This window comes from Agrilactobacillus yilanensis, from assembly GCF_003946725.1.
GTDB classification, from domain to species: Bacteria; Bacillota; Bacilli; order Lactobacillales; family Lactobacillaceae; genus Agrilactobacillus; species Agrilactobacillus yilanensis.
This window is the reverse complement of the sequence record NZ_RHOY01000033.1, coordinates 1-5,580: the sequence shown is the minus strand read 5'-3', so window position 1 is coordinate 5,580 and position 5,580 is coordinate 1. Positions and strand designations below refer to the sequence as shown.

The window sequence follows — 5,580 nt, the reverse complement described above, 5'->3', positions numbered from 1 at the left end:
CTCGGCATTGACAAAACTTTGTTTTGTCCTGCCAACCGGCGAGGGAGCCCCCTCAAAAAGTGAGGGGGTTGGGGGAGTTTTTTGGAGGGGGTCGAGGGGAAATTTTTCCCTCGTGGGTTTGGGCAAAGCCCATGGTTTTTTTACTTGATCTTGGGAATGAATTTGCAACCGTTTCGGAAAAGCGCAAAGGTGAAAATCTCATTTCTGTTACTAGGAAAAAGAAACGGCAGCAGCGGTTATTTTTTTGCTTTTGACTTTGGGAATCTGGCACAAGCCAGGTTCTTGCTTTGACCCTCGGAGAGCACACCTTTACGAATGTAAAGTATAGTGTGTTATACTTTACATGGAAGCTGTACCGAAGTTAGGAGTGTTTATATGTCATTTGTAGTGGCGAGAATGCAGAAGATGAAAGCTGGCAATTTAGTCGGCATAGGTAATCATAATCAACGGTTAACTGACAATCATTCAAACAAAGATATTGATACGGAACGCTCGTATTTGAATTATGACTTAGTCAATCGCACAGACAATTACAAAACGGATATTCAGCAATTTATTAACGACAACAAATCGAGTAGTCGTGCTGTCAGAAAAGATGCTGTATTAATAAACGAATGGATCATAACTTCTGACAACCGATTTTTTAAAGATAAAGACGATAAAGAAATTAAAGACTTTTTCGAACAGTCGAAAGATTACTTCGCTGAAAAATTTGGTGATGAGAATATCCGCTACGCTCAAGTTCACTTAGACGAAACAACACCGCATATGCACTTAGGTATTGTGCCTTTCAATGCGGAAAAGCGGTTATCAGCAAAGACTCTTTTTAATCGTCAAGCTTTACAGGCGGTACAAGACGAATTGCCAAAGTATTTAAATGAGCGTGGTTTTGAGCTTGAACGTGGCGAAAAAGGTTCAGAGCGTAAAAATTTAACGGTGCCTGAATATAAAAAGGCAAAGGACGAATTAAAAGAGATGACTACCACGCTGGAACAGCGAAAGTCAGAAGTTTTAGCGTTATCGAACGATAAAACACCAACAATCAACAAAGAAAGTTTAGATTTAAAAGACGAAACGAAAACGGTCAAAGTACCAAGTGGCGAAACGATTGGAATTGGTAAGTTACGTCATGAATTTACGAAAAATGAAGAACGAAAAACAGGAAATGTGATTATCCCTGAAAGTAAATTAAATGCTTTAATACAAGGCTATGAAGATTTATATAAATCGAATGAGCAACTAAAAAAATATGCAGAAACAGATTTACCAAAAAGAATTGATTACGTAAAAGGCAAATACAAAGAGGTAGTGCGTGATTACAATGATTTGGCAGATAGATTTAATAATAATTTAGAGAAAATTGATTCGTTGGAGAAAGAGAATAAATCGCTTAAAAACGAAATTAAGGGCATTTACAGAGGTTTTAATCAGTTTATGGAAAATACCCTTGGTGCAACTGTTAGACAAGCTGAAAAGCTCATGAATAACCTTGTGAGTGAAATTAAAGAGTTTGTAAAAGGTGGAGAGTTTGAAAAAATTCATAGAAATGAAACTCGAACACGAGATAGAGATGAATTAAGTCGTTAGAAGCTCATATTTGCGTTTTAAGGCGTTTTAAATCAATTCGAGTATATTTATACCTGTTTGGTCTTTTCGTCGGCATAAGCGTTAAAAATGGCAATAGAAAAAGCAGCAAGGGCGAACGTAGTGAGTGCATTTACCCTTGCAGCTTTTTTTGTTGTCATTTAGCTTTTGTAAACCGACAGAAAAGCCAACAGGTATGACTGTTTACTCACTTTTCAGAGGCATGATCAAACGCATTGCGTTTGTCAGGTGTGGGCGGAAGCCCACGGTTTTTAAAAGGGTTCCGAGGCTCAACGTCAATAAAGCAATTGGAATAAAGCAATTATGTTATTGATTTTAAATTTTTTATATCAAAATGGTCTTTTTCTGTTAAATCATAACCAGAATGAAAAAGAAGTTGAGCTTCTTTTGAAATACATGGTATTTTTCGACCTTTGTAATTAGTTTCTGAAAACCAGTCATTTTGGAAAACATAATTACCACCTTCTGGGTTTGCTTGGGTAATTGATCCATCATCATTTAGATTTATAGGATGAATATCTAAATACCCATATTCTTCATGCTTAAGTTCCATACGTGAAGGCATCCAATCAACTTCTATTTTGTATCCGATATCTTCTAATTTTTGTATAACTTTTTGAGTGTGTTGAGCGTCAAAATCTATATCTATATCTCTGTGTTCTCTTTGTTGTTTTCCAGTTAATACATCTACCCCCCAGCCACCATCTAACCAATAAGTTACTTTCATGTGTTCAAATAAATCTAAAATATAAAATAAATCTTTTTCTGTTACATTATTATTTTTCATTTTATCCCTCCTAACTTGGGAATTTGAAACGAGTTGAAAACGAGTTTCTTCTTGTCTTGATACTATATAGAAACAACTACATTTTTATAATAACTAAATAAATGCTGATATAACAGTGTTTTTAGATGTTTTTTGTTAAAAAAAGGTTGAAAACAAAAAACTCTGGGGGAGATTTTGAAAAAAATCGACCAACTTCTGGGGGGGTACTACGACCCCCCTATAGGTGCCGAGTGCCAAATTCGAGTAAAAACACCTTAAAACTCAATGGTGACAAGGGTTTGACTGCTGTAAAATTTACGCGACTTTTACGCGACTTTTACGCGACTTTTTTTAAAAAATGTATTTTTATGTAATGCTTTACTTAGTTTTTTTAATGCTTTATAATAATAAATAAATATTAAATAAGAAAAGAGGTTTTATTTATGTCTAGAGAAAAAGAAGAAATGCAAAGTGTAACTATCCGTATTCCTAAAGATTTGTATGTTGAGTATAAGCAAGCTTTATTAGAACAGGGAAAAATTGTGACTTATGACGTCCGAAAACATATGAATGAAGTTGTAAAAAATCACAAGGAAGGGCAAAAAAATGCATAAAAAAAGAGCGTCCGCCAAAGACCGCTCTCGAAACATATATGCTATTTGTTAAGGTGATTATATCATTATGGCTAAAGAGAAATCAAGATACTTCACATTCTTGTTATACCCAGAAAGTATTCCAAGTGATTGGGAAATGAAATTAGAATTACTTAGTGTTCCTATGGCGATTAGTCCCATTCATGATAAAGATTTAAGTACGGTTGAAGGGCAAAAATATAAAAAGGCTCACTATCATGTGATTTATGTGGCAAAAAATCCTGTAACTGTAGATAGTGTTCGTAAAAAAATTAAAGGAGTTTTAGGCGATAACAGTGTGGCGAAGGTTCAAACTGTGGTTCATAGCATGGAAAATATGTATCTGTATTTAACACATGAATCGAAAGATGCTATTGCTAAAAATAAGCATAAATATGATAAAAAAGAGATTAAGCTGATAAATAATTTTGATGTTGACCGTTATGTCACCCTTGATGAAAGCGAGAAAAAAGAATTAAGACAAACGTTACTTGAAATTATAGATAAATATAAAATCGTCAATATCATTGAGTTAAGTGCGTTTATTAGGGAACGTGGGAATGAGTTTGGGATTGACGGAATGAGATATGTGAATGAAGTTATTTCAAGTACTTCTGGAATTTTCCGTTTATACTTTGACGCAAACTATCAATGTGGTTATCGTCCGGTTTACTCAAAAACTATTGATCCAGAGACGGGAGAAATGAGATAATGCAAAATAAAATTTATCGAGTCTTACAAAATGATGAAGTGGTCGCAATCTTTAATCGTAAGGATTACGCAAATGATTTTATTGATTATCAAGCAACGATTTCGGATAAAAAATTTGAAATTGAGGAAGTTTCGTTGGCTGATTGGTTGCTTCAGCCAAGAGAATTTTAAAGATAAGTGAGATAATTAGACGAAATATTAGAATAAAAAAACTTGTCCCTGCTGGAAAAAACTAAGGAGTTCTCTTATTTCTTTTGACAAATCAAGGCAATTTGTTATACTTGAATTAACTTTTATGAATGGAGGCTTCCTAATGATTGATATCCTAACTTTGAACCGTTAATTTAATACGTTCAAAGGCTCTGCTTATGCTCAGAGTAATAGGATTGATCTGTCTTTTAAAAGGAAACCTTTATTATTCGGTTATGATAAAAAGAGGGAGATATATCTTCCTCTTTTTCTTTTTTAAAAAAGTGGAAGTCCCCATGTAATATCGTAGAAACTGGTTCATCTATGATATTGATATCATATTTGTAATTTTATTAAGTAATGATGAATCCAATTGGAATTTCTATATTTCAATATTCTAGAGCATAGGCAGTTGCCTATGTTTTTTATTTTGATAAGTTTTATACTTATTTGGCTTACTTCAAATAATAGGTATCAAATGCTACCTAAATATTACATGATTAATGGAGGAAATTATTTATGACATTTAGTAACGTAGAAAATACACGAGTATGGTTTATTACAGGAGCGAGCAGTGGACTAGGATACGAGTTCACTAAAAAAGTACTAGAGTCAGGAGATAAGGTTGTTGGTGTTGCTAGAAATATTGAAAAACTTAATGAGTTAAAATACCAGTTTGAAGGAATGTTACTTCCGTTAAGTCTTGATGTTACTGATAGAAGTGCTGTTTTTACTACAGTGGAAACTGCCATTAAACATTTTGGAAGGATCGATATTGTCATTAACAATGCAGGAAATATGGTATTGGGAATGATTGAAGAATTTAGTGAAGATGAAGTTAGAAGTCAAATGGAGACTAATTTCTATGGTGCAATTTGGATTTGTCAAGCAGCTATGCCGTACTTACGGACACAAGGATCAGGTCATATTATACAGATATCTAGTATTGGTGGACTGATTACTGGTCCAATGTCGGGAATCTATAGTGCTAGCAAATTTGCTTTAGAAGGATTTAGCGAGGCATTAGCACAAGAAGCTGCACATTTTGGTGTAAAGGTATCTATCGTTGAACCCGGAGGCTATTGGACGAATCTATACTTAAAAATGAGTTTTACCACACAGAACAAAGAGTATGATTCATTACGTGAGAAGTTGGCTCAACAAAACTCAACCGAATCAGTTGATAGTGACCCTAAGTTGGCTGCCGAAGCTATAATGAAACTGGTTAATAGTGAGAATCCGCCTCTCCGATTGATTCTAGGAAGCCTTGTTTATGATTTAGCTGTTGAAAATGCAGAAAAACGTATATCTACATGGAAAGAGTGGGAATCAGTCAGTCGTTCTGCAGAACATGGGATTCCTGCACCAGAAGGATATGGAATAATCGAGGAATAGAAGATCAAAAAAATATTGAGATTATTTTTAAGTATGCCGCAATCGGGCGCGATTGTTGAATAAGTAAAATTAAGAGTGGCTACGGCTACTCTTTTTTTATTTGGCCAGAAGGAAAGATAAACGGGAAGTGTCAACGGTAAATGTCTGACTGGAGCAAAGCGGAAGGAATTTAAGGAGTTGATACGAGCCACTGATTTTCCACCCTCTCGGCATTGACAAAACTTTGTTTTGTCCTGCCAACCGGCGAGGGAGCCCCCTCAAAAAGTGAGGGGGTTGGGGGAG

The 5,580-nt window shown here is 34.9% G+C and carries 6 protein-coding genes; 5 read left to right on the top strand and 1 reads right to left on the bottom strand.

What is annotated here, in order from left to right:
- Positions 1–375: 375 nt before the first annotated feature.
- Positions 376–1,587: a MobV family relaxase gene (mobV, locus tag EKM93_RS13385; protein WP_125716022.1), complete on the top strand. Its 1,212-nt coding sequence runs from the start codon at positions 376–378 to the stop codon at positions 1,585–1,587.
- A 319-nt stretch (positions 1,588–1,906) separates the two neighbouring features.
- Here mobV and lnu(A) read toward each other — a convergent pair whose 3' ends face one another.
- The gene (gene lnu(A) / locus EKM93_RS13380) at positions 1,907–2,392 is read right to left on the bottom strand and encodes a lincosamide nucleotidyltransferase Lnu(A) (RefSeq protein ID WP_001829870.1); all 486 of its coding nucleotides are present in this window, start codon (positions 2,390–2,392) and stop codon (positions 1,907–1,909) included.
- A 422-nt stretch (positions 2,393–2,814) separates the two neighbouring features.
- On the opposite strand from lnu(A), the gene EKM93_RS13375 reads away from it, so the two are divergent.
- The 4 genes from EKM93_RS13375 to EKM93_RS13365 all read left to right on the top strand — a co-directional run bounded on the left by EKM93_RS13375 (position 2,815) and on the right by EKM93_RS13365 (position 5,298).
- Entirely contained in the window at positions 2,815–2,985 is a 171-nt protein-coding gene (locus EKM93_RS13375; RefSeq protein WP_125716021.1) for a transcriptional regulator, read from the top strand.
- 67 nt (positions 2,986–3,052) lie between these two features.
- Positions 3,053–3,715: a replication protein gene (locus tag EKM93_RS13370; protein WP_125716020.1), complete on the top strand. Its 663-nt coding sequence runs from the start codon at positions 3,053–3,055 to the stop codon at positions 3,713–3,715.
- Positions 3,715–3,885 (top strand): hypothetical protein, encoded by a 171-nt coding sequence (locus EKM93_RS13540; RefSeq protein WP_164507104.1) that lies wholly within the window; start codon positions 3,715–3,717, stop codon positions 3,883–3,885. Before EKM93_RS13370 ends, EKM93_RS13540 begins: the two co-directional genes overlap by 1 nt.
- A gap of 537 nt (positions 3,886–4,422) precedes the next feature.
- The gene (locus tag EKM93_RS13365; protein WP_012478242.1) at positions 4,423–5,298 is read left to right on the top strand and encodes an SDR family oxidoreductase; all 876 of its coding nucleotides are present in this window, start codon (positions 4,423–4,425) and stop codon (positions 5,296–5,298) included.
- Positions 5,299–5,580 lie beyond the last annotated feature (282 nt).